Annotated in this window: 8 protein-coding genes; 4 read left to right on the forward strand and 4 right to left on the reverse strand. The window is 66.3% G+C overall.

Annotated features, from left to right (window positions below; genetic code table 11):
* Positions 1 to 30 precede the first annotated feature (30 nt).
* Positions 31 to 6,474, reverse strand: a complete 6,444-nt coding sequence (locus AB7535_RS01385; protein ID WP_354079376.1) for an amino acid adenylation domain-containing protein — start codon at positions 6,472 to 6,474, stop codon at positions 31 to 33.
* A 135-nt stretch (positions 6,475 to 6,609) separates the two neighbouring features.
* On the opposite strand from AB7535_RS01385, the gene AB7535_RS01390 reads away from it, so the two are divergent.
* The 3 genes from AB7535_RS01390 (at position 6,610) to AB7535_RS01400 (ending at position 11,920) form a co-directional block, all read left to right on the forward strand.
* On the forward strand, positions 6,610 to 10,080 hold the full coding sequence (locus AB7535_RS01390; protein ID WP_085403248.1) for an ATP-binding protein: 3,471 nt from the start codon (positions 6,610 to 6,612) through the stop codon (positions 10,078 to 10,080).
* A complete protein-coding gene (locus AB7535_RS01395) occupies positions 10,077 to 10,871 on the forward strand; it encodes a protein-L-isoaspartate O-methyltransferase family protein (RefSeq protein WP_085403249.1) in 795 nt (264 codons plus the stop codon). The genes AB7535_RS01390 and AB7535_RS01395 overlap by 4 nt, the downstream gene beginning before the upstream one ends.
* 95 nt (positions 10,872 to 10,966) lie before the next feature.
* Entirely contained in the window at positions 10,967 to 11,920 is a 954-nt protein-coding gene (locus tag AB7535_RS01400) for a DUF6492 family protein (protein WP_085403321.1), read from the forward strand.
* A gap of 9 nt (positions 11,921 to 11,929) precedes the next feature.
* Here the strand turns inward: AB7535_RS01400 and AB7535_RS01405 are convergent, their stop codons facing one another.
* Positions 11,930 to 12,997, reverse strand: a complete 1,068-nt coding sequence (locus tag AB7535_RS01405) for an endo-1,4-beta-xylanase (RefSeq protein ID WP_085403322.1) — start codon at positions 12,995 to 12,997, stop codon at positions 11,930 to 11,932.
* A gap of 353 nt (positions 12,998 to 13,350) precedes the next feature.
* On the opposite strand from AB7535_RS01405, the gene AB7535_RS01410 reads away from it, so the two are divergent.
* Positions 13,351 to 14,787, forward strand: coding sequence for a lipopolysaccharide biosynthesis protein (locus AB7535_RS01410; RefSeq protein ID WP_085403250.1), 1,437 nt, complete (start codon positions 13,351 to 13,353; stop codon positions 14,785 to 14,787).
* 9 nt (positions 14,788 to 14,796) lie between these two features.
* Here the strand turns inward: AB7535_RS01410 and AB7535_RS01415 are convergent, their stop codons facing one another.
* Positions 14,797 to 15,531: an SDR family NAD(P)-dependent oxidoreductase gene (locus AB7535_RS01415; protein WP_085403251.1), complete on the reverse strand. Its 735-nt coding sequence runs from the start codon at positions 15,529 to 15,531 to the stop codon at positions 14,797 to 14,799.
* 10 nt (positions 15,532 to 15,541) lie between these two features.
* The gene (locus AB7535_RS01420) at positions 15,542 to 16,582 is read right to left on the reverse strand and encodes a LacI family DNA-binding transcriptional regulator (RefSeq protein ID WP_063985365.1); all 1,041 of its coding nucleotides are present in this window, start codon (positions 16,580 to 16,582) and stop codon (positions 15,542 to 15,544) included.
* Positions 16,583 to 16,619 lie beyond the last annotated feature (37 nt).

Below are 16,619 nucleotides of genomic sequence, written 5' to 3' on the forward strand. Positions count from 1 at the left end.
AACCTGTGTTCTCCCGTCCCGTACAGCCGGTCATGCCGCCCTGCGAGCGAGTAATCGGCCGAGCGGCGTGTTGGGGTGGGCGACGGCCGCATCCAGCAGCGCGACGAGATTCGCCATCCACTCACGGACCCTGCGGCCATCAAGCAGCTCGCCCTTGTAATTGCATGAGCCGGTGATTCCGGTGGGGCGCTCCTTGAGCATCAGCGACAGCCAGGTCTGGTCGATCGGCAGCACCGGCTGGCCTTCGCGCGCGACGTTGCCGATCGATTCGATCGTGACGTCAGCCAGATCGAGCGGCTGGCGCAGCGGATTTTGCAGGGTGAAATAGACCTGCAGCAGCGAGGCCGGTTCGATCCCCTCCTGCTCCAGATGGTCGGCAAGGATGTTGAACGGCAGCTCCTGGCGCGCATGCGCGTCGAGCACGCTCTGGCGTACCCGGGCCAGGGCTTGCGCGAACGACAGCTCCGGCGTGATTCGGGTACGGACGATCACCGTGTTCTCGAACGGACCGACGACCCGGTCGGTATCCGGCTGGGCGCGATTGGCCATGGCGGTGGCGACCGAAATGTCGCTGCGGCCGCTCTGCGCCAGCAACAGGGCTTTCAGGCCGGTGAGAAGGCACATGAACAGCGTGCTGTTATGCCGGCCGGCGAACGCCGTGAGCCGGCCGATCAGCTCGCGCTCGAGGCTGACGGGGTGATGCCCGGTGGACGCGCCGGGGCTTGCTTCGCCGTCGAAGACGGGGGCCGCGCCGCGCAGATTCTCCGTCCAGTCGGCGGCCTGGCGGCGGGCGGCGTCGGTGCCGCACCACCAGCGCTGCCAGCGGGCGACGTCCGAAAAGGCGAGCGGCAATTTCGGCAGCGGCACGGACGGACGTCCGGCCAGCGCCGCATAGCGGTTGGACAGCTCCTCGAACAGCACGCCGATCGACCAGCCGTCGGCAATGGCATGATGCAGCGTCAGCAGCAGCACATGATCGTCGGCATGGAGCCGCAACAGCCGCGCCCGCAACAGCGGCGGCCGCGCAGTGTCGAACGGGGCGTAGGTCTCCTGCTCGATCAGGAGATCGATCTTCCTGAGTTCGAGGGCTTTGCGCCGCTTGTTGTCGTGGGGACGTCCGTCGCCGATGACCTCGATCGTGAGGGCCGGTCCGAGTTCACCGGGTGTCGCGATGCGGCTGACGGGCTCTTCGCCGCTCCGGCCGAACCCGGTCCGCAGTGATTCGTGGCGGCGCACGATGTCGCCGAACGCCTGCGCGAGGGTGGTCGGATCGAGCGGGCCCTGGAGGCGGAAGGCAAAGGGCAGGTTGAACAGCGGCAGGCCCGGCAGGTTCTGCTCGATCCGCATCATCTGGTCCTGTGCGATCGAGAGCGTTGGGAGCCCGCTTTCAGCAGGCCGCAACATGCCTGTTGCCGGCTTGCGCGGCTTTGCTGCCACGGCCTCGTCAACCCGCCGGGCGAGTTCTTCGATCGTCGGAGCCTCGAAGATGGTCTTGATCGGTAAGGACACGCCGAGCGCACGGGCGACGCGCGCCATCGCCTGGCCCGCCAGCAGCGAATGGCCGCCGAGATCGAAGAAATTATCGGTCACGCCGAGGCTCTCGACCTTCAGCAGGTCGACCCAGATGTCCGAGAGCACTTTTTCGGTGAAGTGCCGCGCCGGCACGGCGGCGTCCGGTGGGGAGATGTCCTGCTGCGCGGGCGCCAGCAGCGCCGACCGGTCGATCTTGCCATGGGCATTGAGCGGTATCTGGTCCAGGAACAGGAATGCGGACGGGATGGCATGGCCCGGCAACCGGCTCTTCAGGAAGTCGCGCAGCGCGCTGGCGCTGCTCTGGCTGCCGGCCCTTGCGACGATATGGGCGATCAGCCTGACATCGCCGCTCGCCTCGCGGCGCGGCTCGACGATTCCGGCGCGCACCGCAGGATGGTCGGCAAGCGCGTTCTCGATCTCCTTGAGCTCGATACGGTAGCCCCGGACCTTGACCTGATGGTCGGCGCGGCCGAGGCATTCGATGGTGCCGTCGGCGCGGCGGCGTGCGAGGTCGCCGGTCCGGTACAGCCGCGCGCCTTCCTGGCGCGAGAACGGATCGGGCAGGAAGCGCTGCCGGCTCTGCGCGGGATCGTTGATGTAGCCGCGGCCGACGCCGGCGCCGCCGATGCAAAGCTCTCCGATCACGCCGACCGGCAGCGGCTGGAGGTTTTGATCGAGCACATGGAGCTGGGTGTTGGGCAGCGGCGCGCCGACCGGGACGTTGCTCGTCGCCGCCGCCGGCGCTTTGGTCAGGCGATGCAGCGAGACGTCGTCGGAACATTCTGATGCGCCATAGGCGTTGATCAGCGACACCTTCGGGCAGCGGGCGAACCAGCTGCGGCAGAGATCGACCGGCAGCGGCTCGCCGGTCGAGATCAGGAGCCTCAATCCCGCAAAGGCGCGCTGGACTTGCGCGTCGTCCATGCGGTCGAGGATCACCCGCAGTAGCGACGGGACGATCTCGAGCACGCTGATCCCTTCACGCTCGATCTCCCGCGCGAGCAGGATCGGGTCCTGCACGATTGCGTTGTCGCAGACATGGACGCGCGCGCCGACCATGGGACCGGCAAGGAACTGCCAGACCGAGATGACAAAGCTCTGCGGCGCAGTCTGGGCGATCACGTCCCTGGCCGTAAGGCCGAGCTCGGAAATGAGCGACGGCAGATGGTTCGACAGCCCGCGCTGCTCGATCATGACGCCCTTCGGCGCGCCGGAGGAGCCGGATGTGTAGATGAGATAGGCGAGGCTCGCGGCCGCGCGCCGCGCCGCGCGGGCCGGCCTGGTCGATCCGGGTGCGATCGCGTCCTCGAGCTCGGCGACATGGATGCGCTCGACCAGCGGCTCGAGCAGCGCCTCGACCATGGCCGACTGGGCGCGCCCGGTCAGCAGCATGCGGGCGCAGCTCGATCCGAGGATGGTCGCAAGCCGCGCCGGCGGCTGGTCGGGATCGAGATTGAGGAAGGCTGCGCCCACGCGCTGCGCGGCGATCATCGCGGCGAGCAGGTCGGGCCCGCGATCTGCAAGCAAGGCGACAACGCTCTCGGCGCCAACACCTTCGCGCGCGAGCCAGCGTGCGGCCGCCTGGCTGCGGCGGGCGAGCTCCCGATAAGTCAGGGAGGTGCGGCCGTCGGAGACGGCGATCGCGTTTGGTGTCTTCTTCGCCTGGCGCTCGAGGCGTTCGCAAAGATTGCCGCGCGTGGTGAAATTGGCCACCACGCCCTGGCCTTTCGCCAGCAACTGCCGGCGTTCGGCCTCCGTCAGGAGCGGCAGGCGCGAGATGCGCTGCTCCGGATTGGTGATCACGGCCTTGAGCAGGGTCTTGAATTGAGCGGCCATGCCTTCGATGGTCGCAGCGTCGAACAGATCGGTGGCGTATTCGAAGAAGCCCGTGAAGCGGCCGTCGGCCTCGACCAGTTCGAGCGTGATGTCGAAGCGCGCGACTTTCGGGTCGACCTCCAGCCGCCGCGTCGACAGGCCGGGGAAACGCGCCGCCTCGATCGAGGCGTTCTGGAGAATGAACATGATCCGGAACAGCGGGTTGCCGTCGCTCCGGCGCGCGATCTGCAGCGCGCGCAGCACTTCCTCGATCGGGAGGTCCTGGTTGCGGTAGGCATCCAGCGTGACCTGCCGCACCCGCCGCAACATTTCGCCAAAACCCGGATCGCCGCCGAAATCGTTGCGCAGGATCAGGGTGTTGGCGAACAGCCCGATCAGTCGCTCGCTCTCGATCTGGTTGCGGTTGGCGATCAGCGATCCCGTCGCGACATCCTCGTGTCCGGTGTGGCGGAACAACAGGCACTGGAAAGCCGCGAGCAGCGTCATGAAAGGCGTGACGCCCTGGTCCTGGCTCAGCGCGCGCAGATCGGCCGACAGTGCCTTGGAGAATTCGAGATAGTGACGGGCGCCGTGACCGCTCCAGACCTCCGGGCGTGGCCGGTCGGTCCGCAGCGGCAGTGTGGTGACACCGTCGAGCTGGGTCCGCCAGTAATCGAGCTGCTCCTTCGCCGCCGGCGTCCGAGCCCAGCTCTGCTGCCATAGCGCAAAGTCGCGATACTGGAAGGCGGGCGAGGGCAACGTCACCGCGCTTGCCTTGCGCGCAGCGGCATAGTGGGCGGCAAGCTCCTCCCAGAACAGCCGTTGCGACCAGCCGTCGGTGACGAGGTGATGGACGTTGACCACCAGCGCGTGGCTGGATTTGTCGAACGACAGCAGGGTGACCTTCAGCGGCGGCTCGCGCGCGAGATCGAACGGATATTGCGCGAGCACGAGCGCCTCGCGCCGGATGATTGCGCCCTGCTTGTCCGCGGCGCAGGGCTTGAGCTTGATCCGCTCGAATCGCGGAGGTGATTGCAGCACCCGCTGCGCCGGCTCGCCCTCGCGTTCGGTGAAGACCGAGCGCAGCGCCTCGTGGCGCGCGCAGATCGAGGCGAGGCTCGCAGAAAGCGCGGCGACGTCGACCAGGCCCTTGAGAACGGCGACTTCGACGACGTTGTAATTGTAGCGGGTCGGATCGAGCCGCGAGAGCACATACATCCGCTGCTGCTGGAACGACAGCGGCGCGTCTGCCGCAGCCGCCTGGCGCCATGCGGGCACCATCGTCTCGCGATGGGTTGTGGCGGTCTCGATCCGGGCCGCAAGCGCTGAGACCGTGGCGCAATCAAAGATATCCTCGAAGGAGAAGTCGACATTGAAGCGTTCGCGCAAGCGCGAGCGCATCTGCGTCGCCGCGAGCGAGTCTGCGCCGAGCGCGAAGACATCCTGGTCGATGCCGACCTGCGGCAGCTCCAACAGACCGGCCCAGATCCCCGCGAGCTGGGTCTCCAGCGCGTTGCGCGGCAATTGCGCTTCGACGCCATGCTCCGCGGTTGCGATCAGATCGGCCAGCGCGTTGCGCTTGACCTTGCCGCTCGCGCCTTTCGGCAGTGCGGCCACGCCGCGGATCAGGCTCGGCACCTTGTAGGCCGCAAGACGTTTGCGCGCGAACTGCCGAAGCTGGTCCGGAGTTGCTTCGGAATTCGGGCGCAGCACCACGACGGCGGCGACGTTTTCGCCGAGCTTCTGGTGCGGGACGGCGAACACGCCGGCCTCCAGCACCGCCGGATGGCTCAGCAGGACCTCTTCGACCTCCAGGGGCGAGATCTTCTGCCCGCCGCGGTTGATGACGTCCTTGATGCGGCCGACGATGAAGAGATAGCCGTCGGCGTCGAGATAGCCGAGGTCGCCGGTCCGGAACCAGCCGTTGCGGAAGGCGGTCCGTGTCGCGGCCTCGTCATTATAATAGCCGCGGCTCATGTTCGGCCCGCGCAGCATGATCTCGCCATGCTCGCCGCTCGCAAGCGTGCGGCCCGCCCCGTCCATGATCGCGATCTCGGGGCCCGCAGCGCGGCCGACCGATCCGACCTTGCGCAGCTCGAACGGATTGGCGGAGATCTGCGAGGCCGCTTCCGTCATGCCGTAGGTCTCGAGCACGGGAACGCCGAACATCGCCTCCAGCCCGTTCAGGATCGCGGGCGCGAGCGAGGATGAGGCCGAGCGGATCACGCGCAGCGACGACGAGCGGGCGCGGTCCGGGTCGGCCTCGGCCGCCGTCAGCAGCGCGCGATGGATGGTCGGCACCGCCGTGTACCAGGTCGGTCGCAGCTCCCGCATCCAGCCGAAGAAGGACAATGCGTCGAAACCGTTGGTGCAGATCACGCTGGAGCCCGCGGCAAGTGCCGTCAGCAGGCCGGAGATCAGACCATGGGCGTGAAACAGCGGCAGGGCATTGAGCAGGCGATCGTGGGCTGCGAGCGACAGCACGCGGCCGGCATTGTATGCGGACAGGCACACATTGCGCTGCGTCAGCGGCACCATTTTCGGCCGCGCCGCCGTGCCCGACGTCAACAGGATGAAGGCGTCATCGTCGCCGCGCGAGGCGCCGCTCGTGCTGGCGGGCCCGACTGCCGGGCCGATGAACGCGCAGCCGCCGAGATTGTCGTTCGGCCCCGGCACGAAATCGATCACCGCGATATCGAGCGCCTTGGCAACGTCACGACTTGGTGAATTCATGTCGGCCCGGGTGACGAGCGCGGTCAGCTTCAATTCGCTGAAATAGCGTTGCAGCTCGTCGGCCGTCAGATCGGGATTGACCGGGACGCAGGCGCCGGCCGAGGCGACCGCGATCAGCGCCAGCGCGCTGTCGGCGCCGCGCGGCAGCGCAACGGCGATCCGGTCGGCAGGCGCAATGCCGAGCCCCCGCAGGGTGCGGACCAGTTGCTGGACCAACTCACCCAGCTTGCCGTAGGTGAGGGCCGGCCGGCCCGGCGCGAGGAGAGCCGGTGCCGACGGCGTCTTGCGCGCATAAAAGTCGAGAAGGCCGCCGATATCGGCAAACGTCCTGGTTTCGGCGCCTGCGCTGTCCGAATCCTCTCCCGCCACGGATGCAATGTGGGACAATGCCATTCCCTTTTGATCTGATTGAGCTATTCTTCCCAAGACTTAGGGAGCGCGTCCAGTCTGAGGTGAAGTTCGGGCCCCAAAATCTGTGGTTGAGGGGCCTAAAGCCCTTCGACGGAGTGAAGGTCGGGCAGAATCACCATGCTGGAGAATGAGCCTGTTACGGGGACTGAAGGCGGGTTGAAGCGCTGGCTCGAAGGCGTCGGTCTTGGACATTACACCGATCTCTTCGCGCAGCACCGCCTCGATCTCGATGTGATGGGGGACCTGACGGAATCCGACCTGGTCGAGCTCGGATTGCCGCTCGGCGATCGCAAGCGGCTTCGGCGCGCGATGTCGGCGCTATTCCAGGCTGAGACCGCAGAGAAGCCCGATGCGGCGGCGCGCCCGCAAGTCCGGGCGGAAGTCGGTGCCGAACGGCGTCAGCTCACCACCATGTTCTGCGACATGGTGGATTCCACCTCGCTGTCGGTGCAGTTCGATCCGGAAGACGTGCGCGACATGATCGCGAGCTTTCGCGAGACCTGCGTCCGGGTGGTGAAGCATTACGAAGGGTTTGCCGCGCGCTTCGTCGGCGACGGTATCCTTGTCTATTTCGGCTATCCGACCGCGCATGAGGACGATGCCGAGCGATCGGTGCGCGCCGGGCTCGAGATCGTGCGGGTGCTGTCGACTGCGCGCGCGATCGAGCCGCGCGGTGCGCTGAGCCACGCCCCCGCCGTCCGCATCGGGATCGCAACCGGCCTCGTCGTGGTCGGCGACCTCGTTGGCCAGGGCACCGAGGAGCGCGATTCCGCGGTCGGAGAAACCGTCAACCTCGCCGCTCGCCTGCAAGGTCTGGCGCCACCCAACGGCGTCGTGATCTCGTCCTCGACACAGTCGCTGCTGAAGGGCAAGTTCGACTACCGCAATCTCGGCGTCCATGCGCTGAAAGGCATCTCGGAGAAGACGCAGGCCTGGCACGTGGTGCGCGCCTCGCGAGCGGAGACCCGCTTCGCCGCTGCCATGGGCGGGCGGTTGACACCGCTCGTCAACCGCGAGGAGGAGATCGCGCTGCTGATGGGACGCTGGCAGCAGGTCAAGGACGGCGACGGCCAGGTCGTGGTGAAGTTCGGCGAGCCCGGCATCGGCAAGTCGCGCATCATCCAGGAGATCTTCGACCGGATCGCGGGCGACCGCCATGGACACGTCTCGTTCCAGTGCTCGCCCTATTACACCTCCACGGCGTTCTATCCATTCTCCGAGCAGCTCAAATTCTCGCTCGGCCTCGACCGCGAGGATCCATCCGCGACCTCGCTGGCGGGTCTGGAGACCGCGATCGCGGCCGCCCATGGCGACATCGAGCAGGTCACGCCGCTGTTTGCCGCGCTGCTGTCGATCCCGACCGGAGACCGCTATCCGCCGCTCGACCTGTCGCCGCAGCAGCAGAAGGATGCGACCGTCGCGGCGCTGGTCAATCATTTCCTCGGCCTTGCGCGCGACATGCCGCTGGTGATCGCGCTTGAGGATCTGCACTGGATCGACCCGACCTCCCGCGAGGTGATCGACCTCCTCGTCGCCCGGGTGCAGAACCAGCCGGTCCTTGTCATCATCACCGCGCGCTCCGAATTCCAGCCGAGCTGGAACGCGCATTCGCACATCACCACGCTGGTGCTGAACCGCCTGAGCCGGCAGCTGCGCACGACGCTGGTCGAGCGCGTCGCGGGCCGCGAGCTTCCCAAGGAGGTGGTCGAGGAGATCATCGTCAAGACCGACGGCGTGCCTCTGTTCCTGGAAGAGCTGACCAAGACCGTTCTCGAATCCAACCTCCTGACCGAGCGGCACGGGCGCTACGTGCTGTCGGGTCCATGGCGGCAGCTCGCGATCCCGGCGACCCTCACCGACTCGCTGATGGCGCGGCTGGACCGGATGGGGCCGTTCAAGCGAATCGCGCAGATCGGCGCCACCATCGGTCGCGAGTTCTCCTACGCGACGCTGCACGCGGTCGCCAACACGCCGGCGGAGCAGATCGAGGCCGCGCTCAATCATCTGGAGGAGGCCGGGTTGATCATGCGCCGCGGCCATCCGCCCGGCGCGCTCTACTCCTTCAAGCACGTGATGATCCAGAACGCCGCGCACGACAGCCTGCTGCACAGCGAGCGGCGCAAGCTGCATTCGCGGATCGCGCAGGTGCTCGCCGAGATGTATCCGGAGAAGACCGAGCGCGAACCGGAGCTGCTGGCCCATCACCTCACCGAATCCGGCCAGAGCGAGGGCGCCGCCAGCTTCTGGCTCAAGGCCGGCAAGCAGGCGGCCAAGAGCGGCGCCAATCTGGAGGCGATCGGGCATTTGCGCCGGGGCTTGAGCGTCGTGCAGGCCAATGCGCGCATGCAGGGCGCCGACGAGATGGAGCTGGAGCTGCGCATCGCGCTCGGCAACGCATTGATTGCCGCCAAGGGCTACGCTGTGCAGGAGGTCGAGGAGAACTACATCCGCGCGCTCGAGCTCGGTCAGCAGCTCGACGACGACGAGAAGGCCTTCGCCGCCACGCGCGGGCTCTGGGTCTGCCATTTCATCCGTGCCGATCTCAGCCGCGCGCACGATCTCAGCGTCGAGCTGTTGAAGTTCGCCAAGCGCGAGCGGCTGAACGAGCGCACCCAGCCGGCACAGCAGACCGGCTATCTGATCGAGGCGCACCGCTCGATCGCGATGACGATGCTCTATCGCGGCCGTTTTGCCGCTTCCCAGCACCATCTGCACCGCTGCATCAACCTCTACAGTCCTGATCTGCACTCCGATCTGATGGAGCGGCACGGCACCGATCCCGGCGTCGTTTCGCTGTCCTATCTCGGCTATCTCCTCTGGTTCCTCGGCCGGCCCGACGCGGCGCGCCAGCACAGCGAGCAGGCGATCGCGAATGCCGAGAAGATCCGCCATCCCTTCACGCTCGCCTTCGCGCTCGTGTTCGGCGCCTATCTGTGCCAGCATTTGCGCGACGTCGAGGGCACGCGCGACCACGCCAACCGCGCCATGATCATCGCCACCGAGCACAATTTCCTGCATTGGAAGCAGCAGGCGGCGATCCTGCGCGGCTGGGCGCTGGCCCAGCTCGGCGACGCCGACGAAGGTCTCAGCCAGATGCGCCTCGGCCTCGACGAATACGAGGCGATGGATTCCTGGCTCGCCGGCTGCTGGTTCCGCTGCCTCCTTGCGGAAGCCTATGCCAAGGTCGGGATGCGCGATGCCGCCTTGCGCGCGCTGGACGGCGCGCTCGCGACCGCGAGACGGACCGGCGATCACTCCTATCTCGCCGAGGTCTATCGCCTGCAGGGCGAGATCACGATGTCGGACGGTGATCCGGCATCGGTGCAGGAGGCGGAGGACCTGTTCGCCCTGTCGCTGGAGACCGCGCGCAAGCAGGGCGCGCTGTCATGGGAGCTTCGGACCGCCGTCAGCCTTGCGCGCCTGTCGCACCAAGCCGGCAAGCGCGAGCACGCAAGCCTCCTGCTTTTGCCGATCGTCGGCAAGTTCAGCGAGGGCTTTTATACCCCGGACCTGAAGCAGGCGATGCAGCTCCTCAGCGAGCTCGGCGGAGACGTGCCCGTCCTTGAACAGGCCGATGCGATGAAATGAGCGATCTTGCCGCCGCGCGTGCGCGCTACGTCGAGTTGATCGCGAAGCGAGAGCGGATCGCCTCGCCACGCCTGCTCGAAGCGCTCGCCGCCATCCCGCGCGAGGATTTTCTGGCGAAGGGACCCTGGCGCATCAAGAGCGAGGCGGCGCGCAGCTACCGGCTGACGCCGGATCCCGATCCCGTTCATCTCTACGACAATGTGCTGGTCGCGATCGATGCGCGCCGCAGGCTCGACACCGGGCTGCCGAGCCTGTGGGCGCACTTCATCGATCTGCTCGACGTCGGGGAGAAGGACCGCGTGGTCCAGATCGGCTGCGGTCTCGGCTATTTTTCGGCGGTGTTGTCGAAGATCGTGGGGCCCAGGGGCAGGGTGCATGCAATCGAATGCGACGGGCGGCTTGCGGCGCGTGCCGCGAACTACCTTCGCCCCTATCGCAATGTCGAGGTCGTGCATGGCGATGGATGTGAGGAGATCGGCGAGCCGGCCGACGTGATCATCGTGCATGCCGGCTTCCCGCACCCGCATCCGCTCTGGCTTCAGTCGCTCCGCCCGCGCGGCCGCCTCCTGGCGCCGCTGACGCAGCGCGACCGCGAGGGCGCCGCCCTCAAGATCACGCGCAAGGGCAGGGGGTTCGAGGCCGAGGCGGTGCAGCAGATCAGGATCTTCCCCGGCCAGGGTCGCGGCGTGACCGCGCTCGACGACCGCGTCGCCGACTGGTGGCAGCGCGCCGCCGCGCTGGCGCCACTGCGTTTTCGCGGCATCGAGCAGGGGCTGCCGTCGGATGGCTAATGCTTCGTTTCGTTTTACCTTGATTCCGTTTGTGAGTTTCCAGCATCTCGCGGTGCGGCTATGAGTGCGGCTTGATGGCCATTCGAGCGCGCTCCATGCATTCCGTTGCCCTGCTGACCGCCAGCTACGCCAAGGATATCGAACGCTTTTCGCTGCTCAGCGAGAGCATCGACACCTGGCTCTCGGGATACACGCGGCATTATGTTCTCGTTAACGATGAGGACGTGCCGCTGTTCGCGCCGTTTGCATCCGACAAGCGCGTCATCGTTCCGGCCTCGAATTATCTGCCGAAATGGCTCTGGGCGCTGCCGCCCTCGCTTCAGTTCCTCAGCAAGCGCCGGGTCTGGCTGTCGCTGCTGTCGTCGCCGGTGCATGGCTGGCACATCCAGCAGATCCTGAAAATCGCCGGCGTGCTCAACGCATCCGAGCAGCGCGTCTGCATCCTGGATTCGGACAATCTGTTCTTCCGCGAATTCGACGCCGGCCAATATGCCGGCGGAGAGAAGACGCCGCTGTTCGTCACCCCGAAGGACATCGGCGCTGACCACCCGTTGCATGGGCTGTGGCTGCGCACAGTCGATCAGTTGCTCGGCATCAAGGACCGGTCCTTCCCCGCCGATGACTATGTCGGCAACGCGCTGGTCTGGGACAAGGACACCGCGCGCGCGATGACCGACGCCATCAAGTCGGCAACGGGATTGAACTGGGTTCTGGCGTTGTGCCGGAAGAAGAAGTTCTCGGAGTATCTGATGTACGGCCATTTCGTCGCGAACTCTCCGGCGCATCTGGCCACCCATCGGGTCACCGAGGACAGCATCGCCGTCTCGCATTGGGATGAGACGCCCCTCGACCGTCCGGCCATCGAAGCGATGATGCGCGCGGCCTCGCCCGAACAGGTCGCGCTCTGCATCCAGTCCTATTCGTCGACCTCGATCGACGACATCCGCGACGTGTTCCGCCTTAGCTCGCGGGATCGACGCAGCCCGAGCCTGTCTCCTGAAGATATGGGTGATGCGGCCGAATTCGAAGTGCCGGCGAAGACGCGCTAAGGCCGCGTCTCAGGCGTCCCTCGTGAACTTGCTGATGACGTCCATGAACGGCTTCGGCTTGAACTCGCCGTCAAGCGGCAAGGGGCGGTTCGGCTGCTTGTCCGCGCGGGCGAAGGTGCCGTTGATCCAGCTATAGCGATCCGAGAGGCCCCAGGTCAGGATCGAGCGCACCGGCCCGCTGGTCGAGATCGCGGTCAGGAGATCGTCGACGCGCTTGGCGACGATGGCGTCGCGCTCTGCCGGATTGCCCGTCAGTTTCTGGTCGTCGACATCGAGCTCGGTGACGAGCACCTCGAGGCCCCAGGAACGCAGCTCGGTGACGAACTCGGCGAGCCCATGCGTGTCGATCTCGAGCTCGGCGTGCAGATGCGATTGCAGGCCCACAGCGTGCAGCGGCACGCCCTGGTCGAGCAGGTCCATGATCAGGTTGCGGTACGCCGCGCGCTTGGCAATGAACGAGTCCTTCGCCGACTCGATGTCATATTCATTGATCGCGAGCTTGACGAAGGGATCGGCCGCGGCCGCCGTGCGGAAGGCCAGCGGAATCCAGCGGTTGCCCAGATGCTGCGTCCAGAACGTGTCGCGCCGGTCGGTGATCTTCTTCGGATTGTCCGGGATCGGCTCGTTGACGACGTCCCACGACGTCAGCTTGTCCTTGTAATAGGACACGACGGTGCCGATGTGGTCGACATAGGCGCGCTCGACGCCCTTGGAATCCTTGATCTGCTTGGTCCAGTCCGGAATGTCGTGATACCAGGCGAGCGCGTGACCGCGCATTGTCAGATCGTTCTCCCTGGCGAAATCCAGGATCGCGTCGGCGCGCTCGAAGTTGAACGTGTGCGCGTTCGGCCGCAGCATCGGCCATTTCAGCTCGAGCACCGGCACCACCTGGGTGCAATAGGTACTGATGGCTTCGCCGAGCCTGGGATCTGCTTGCAGGTCCCAGAGCGTCGCAGCAGCGCCAAAGCCCGGACGGCGCTGCGCGAGTTTTGATGCCGGCGCGGCGGACGCCGCTGCCCCCACCGCGAGTGCTGCGGCGCCGCCAAGGAGAAATTCGCGTCTGTCGAGCCTGGTCACGGTGGGACGTTCCTTTTGGAACCAACGCGCCATCGTACCAAGCGGCGCCTTGCGACGCCGGGGTTTCCTGTCGTTGGGTTAACCTTTGCGGATGTCCGGTGCGCAACGCGCGTGGCGCTGCATCGCTGTTCCAGTCTGGATCAGGGTTTCGTGTCGTGATCGCTCGAACCGCCCCAGGGAAAGGGCAAATTTAACGCTAACGCGCGAAAGCGGCCTCTCAGCCTCATTCGCCGCCCGATCTGCAGACTTATGTGACACTCTTGAGAGATGCTGCGGCGCAGTTCGTTCGCCCCGCCAAGGTCATTGATTAACGGCCGTCACCATCGCAACACCGTTGCCGGTCCTGTGCTCGCATGCTGAACCGCCATTTCTCGATTTATCTCGTCGCCTACATCCTGCCCGCAGCGGTGGGTTTCTTCGCGGTCACGGCCTACACGCGGCTGCTGACGCCGGCCGAGTACGGCGTCTATGTCGTCGGCATCAGCCTCGCCGGCATATTGGGCGCGATCTTCTTCGCCTGGATCAAGCTGTCGGTGTCCCGCTATCAGGCGATGTCGGCGGAGGTGGATTTTCGCGGCACGGCGATGGTCGCCTTCGGGCTGACGGCCGCGGTCCTCTGCGCCACCACGCCGCTGGTCATTCTGTTCCGCAGCGACCTCAGCGTCGAGCTGCTGCTCGCCAGCATGTTCGTCGCGATCATGGCCAATGCTGTCGATGTCGGCCAGGAATTCGAACGCGCCAAACTGCGCCCCTACAGGTTCGCGGCGATCTCGATCGTCCGCAGCGTGTCGAGCGTCGGCTTTGGCCTGCTCGGCATCTGGCTCGGCTGGGGTGGATTGGGACTGCTCGCCGCGTTCGGCCTGGGCTCGCTCACCGGCATCATTCTCAATCTCGTCGGCGACCGCACCAAGATCGCGCGCTTCGAGCGCAGCCAGTTCATGCAGCTGGCGCGCTACGGCCTGCCGCTGACGCTGGCCGGATTGTCCGTTGCGGTCTATTCGGCCTGTGACCGGCTCATCGTCGCTTATCTGCTCGGCAAGGACGCCGCCGGCATTTTCGGCGTCGCCGCCGATCTGCCGCGCCAGTTCATGGTCATGATCGCCTCCAGCGTCGCCGCTGCGACCGTGCCGCTGGTGTTCCGGTCGCTGTCGGAGAAAAACAGCGAGACGACGCGGGAGCGGCTGAGCGAGAGCCTTGAGTTGCTGCTCGTCGTCGTCGCACCCGTCGCCGTCTGGCTCGCGCTCGCGGCCGACCAGGTCGCGGGCACGCTCGTCGGCGTCGATTTTCGCGCCGGCGTATCGGCGCTGTTGCCGACGCTGGTGCTCGCGCGCTTCTTCGGCATCGCCAATCAATTCTATGTGCAGATCAGCTTCCAGCTCGCCGAGCGGCCGTTCATGCTGGCGGCGCAGTCGTTCCTCACGCTCGTTTTGAGCGTGGCACTGATGTTCGCGCTGGTCGCGGGCTACGGCCTTTACGGCGCGGCGCTCGCCACGCTCGCCACCGAAGCGCTCGGCTTCGTCGTCGCCGTCGCCCTGATGCGCCGCGCCCATCCCGTGCCGTTCGACGTCAACCGCCTCGCCGGCGTTGCGGCTTCGGCTGCGGCGATGGCGGGCGCTATCCTCGTTGCGCGGACGCAGGTCGGCGGTACCGGTATCGTGGCGTTGATGGTCGTCAGCTCCGCGGGTGGGGTTGCTTACGCCGCTGCGGCCTGGCTGCTCAACGTCGCGAATGTGCGGACGTTGTCGCTGCGCTTCCTGCGGACGTTCAACCGCAAGGCGCTGGGCGTATAGACCCGCGCGCTACCCCGCCAGAAAGCCGCCATCCACGGCAACGACGGTGCCGGTCGCATATTGCGAAGCCGGCATGCAGAGGAAGGCAACGGCGCCGGCAATGTCCTCCGGCTGTCCCCAGCGCTTGAAGGCGGTGCGATCGGCGATGCGCTGATAATGCGCAAGGTCGCTGCGGCCGGCGGCGTTGATCGCGGTTTCGATATAGCCGGGCGCGACCGCGTTGACGCGGATGCCTTCTTCGGCCCACTTCAAAGCCAGCGCCTTGGTCAGCATCACGACACCACCCTTGCTGGCGCAATAGGCGGGAATCCGCGGCAGCGCCAGCGTCGCGTTCATCGAAGCGATGTTGACGATCGATCCCGTCTGCTCCGCGAGCAGGGAGTGAAAGGCCATGCAGGTGCGGAACGTGCCGGTGAGATTGACGTCGAGCACCTTCATGAAGGTCTCGATCTCAAATTCCTTGTCGCGCGCGAGAATGCCGGCGCAATTGATCAGCGCGTCGACGCGCTTGTGCTTCCGGGCGAAGGACGTGACGGCTTCGTCATCGGTGACATCGAGCGTTGCGAGCGTGAGGCCCGCGCGCGGTTTGAGGAGGGTGCGGGCAAGATCGGCCTCGTTCGCGCCCGTTGCAGACACCGTCGCACCCAGATCGCAGAATTGATTGCTGATGGCGGCACCAATGTCGCCGGCGCCGCCGATCACGACGGCATGGAAGCCGGGGGCGAGGGAAAAGTTCGGATTCATCGGGAGTGTCTCACTTCAGGGATTTCGGAGGCGCAGCCGTCGACTCGCGGACGACTAGCGAGAAGTCGATCTCGCGATGCATGATGGTCTGCTCGCCGGCGAGGCTGCGCACCAGATATTCACCGGCGCGCTGCCAGGTTTCTCCGGTCGGTACGTGGATCGTGGTCAGGCTCGGCCGCAAATGCCGGCTCCAGTCGAGGTCGTCGAAGCCGACCACCGAGAGGTCACGCGGCACCGAAAAACCGCTGCGCTCGGCTTCGAGCAGCACGCCATAGGCGATGACGTCGTTGCCGCACACCACGGCTGTCGGGCGGTCCTCGAGGCCTAGGAGATAGCGCGCCGCCTCGCGCGCGTCGTCCAGCGTATAGGGCACCTCGACATGCCATTGCGAAGGCAATTCGAGCCCGTTCTCCGTCAGCGCGCGGCGAAAGCCGGCGACGCGGGCGCTGGCGCGGTCGTTGTTGCGCTGGAGCGCCGAGACGATCCCGATGCGGCGGTGGCCGAGCTCGATGACATGCGCGGCGGCGCGATGGGCGGCGGCTTCGTTGTCGGTGCCGACGCAAGGATAGGGCCGGTCGGGCTGGTAGATGCCGACATTGATGAACGGTACGGCATTGTCCGCCAGCAGCTTGCGTAATCCGTCGTGATGGCAATCGCCGCGCAGCACCAGGCCGTCGACACCGCGGCTGATCAGATTGCGCGCCTGCTGCAATTCGACGTCGAGATCGTAGCCGCTCGTTGTGAGAAACAGCATGTATCCGACCGACGACAGATATTGCTGCAGCGAGGCGATGCCGCGTGCGAACATCGTGTTGTCGATCGTCGGTACGATTGCGCCAAGCGTGCGCGAGCGTCGTGACGACAGGATGCGCGCCGGCGCGTGCGGGATGTAGCCGAGCGCGTCGATGGCCTGCTCGATGCGCGCCCGTAAGGAAGGGCTCACCGCGTCGGGGTTGTTGAGGGCGCGCGAGACCGATGCCGTCGAGACGCCGGCGCGGGCCGCCACGGCGCGGATGCCCTGTTTCACAGACTTGGCGTTGGTCAGTCTCATGAATGTAACGTTACATCGGGCATAGCGAACCGCATGG

Origin of the sequence: Bradyrhizobium sp. 956_D2_N1_4 (genome assembly GCF_052076025.1) — a bacterium.
Taxonomy (GTDB): domain Bacteria; phylum Pseudomonadota; class Alphaproteobacteria; order Rhizobiales; family Xanthobacteraceae; genus Bradyrhizobium; species Bradyrhizobium barranii.

Excerpts from the sequence above, each read along its gene's own strand:
- AB7535_RS01395 (WP_085403249.1), top strand. The coding sequence starts at position 10,077 with ATGAGCGATCTTGCCGCCGCGCGTGCGCGCTACGTCGAGTTGATCGCG.
- AB7535_RS01385 (WP_354079376.1), bottom strand. The coding sequence starts at position 6,474 with ATGGCATTGTCCCACATTGCATCCGTGGCGGGAGAGGATTCGGACAGC.
- AB7535_RS01390 (WP_085403248.1), top strand. The coding sequence starts at position 6,610 with ATGCTGGAGAATGAGCCTGTTACGGGGACTGAAGGCGGGTTGAAGCGC.
- AB7535_RS01410 (WP_085403250.1), top strand. The coding sequence starts at position 13,351 with ATGCTGAACCGCCATTTCTCGATTTATCTCGTCGCCTACATCCTGCCC.
- AB7535_RS01415 (WP_085403251.1), bottom strand. The coding sequence starts at position 15,531 with ATGAATCCGAACTTTTCCCTCGCCCCCGGCTTCCATGCCGTCGTGATC.
- AB7535_RS01400 (WP_085403321.1), top strand. The coding sequence starts at position 10,967 with ATGCATTCCGTTGCCCTGCTGACCGCCAGCTACGCCAAGGATATCGAA.
- AB7535_RS01420 (WP_063985365.1), bottom strand. The coding sequence starts at position 16,582 with ATGAGACTGACCAACGCCAAGTCTGTGAAACAGGGCATCCGCGCCGTG.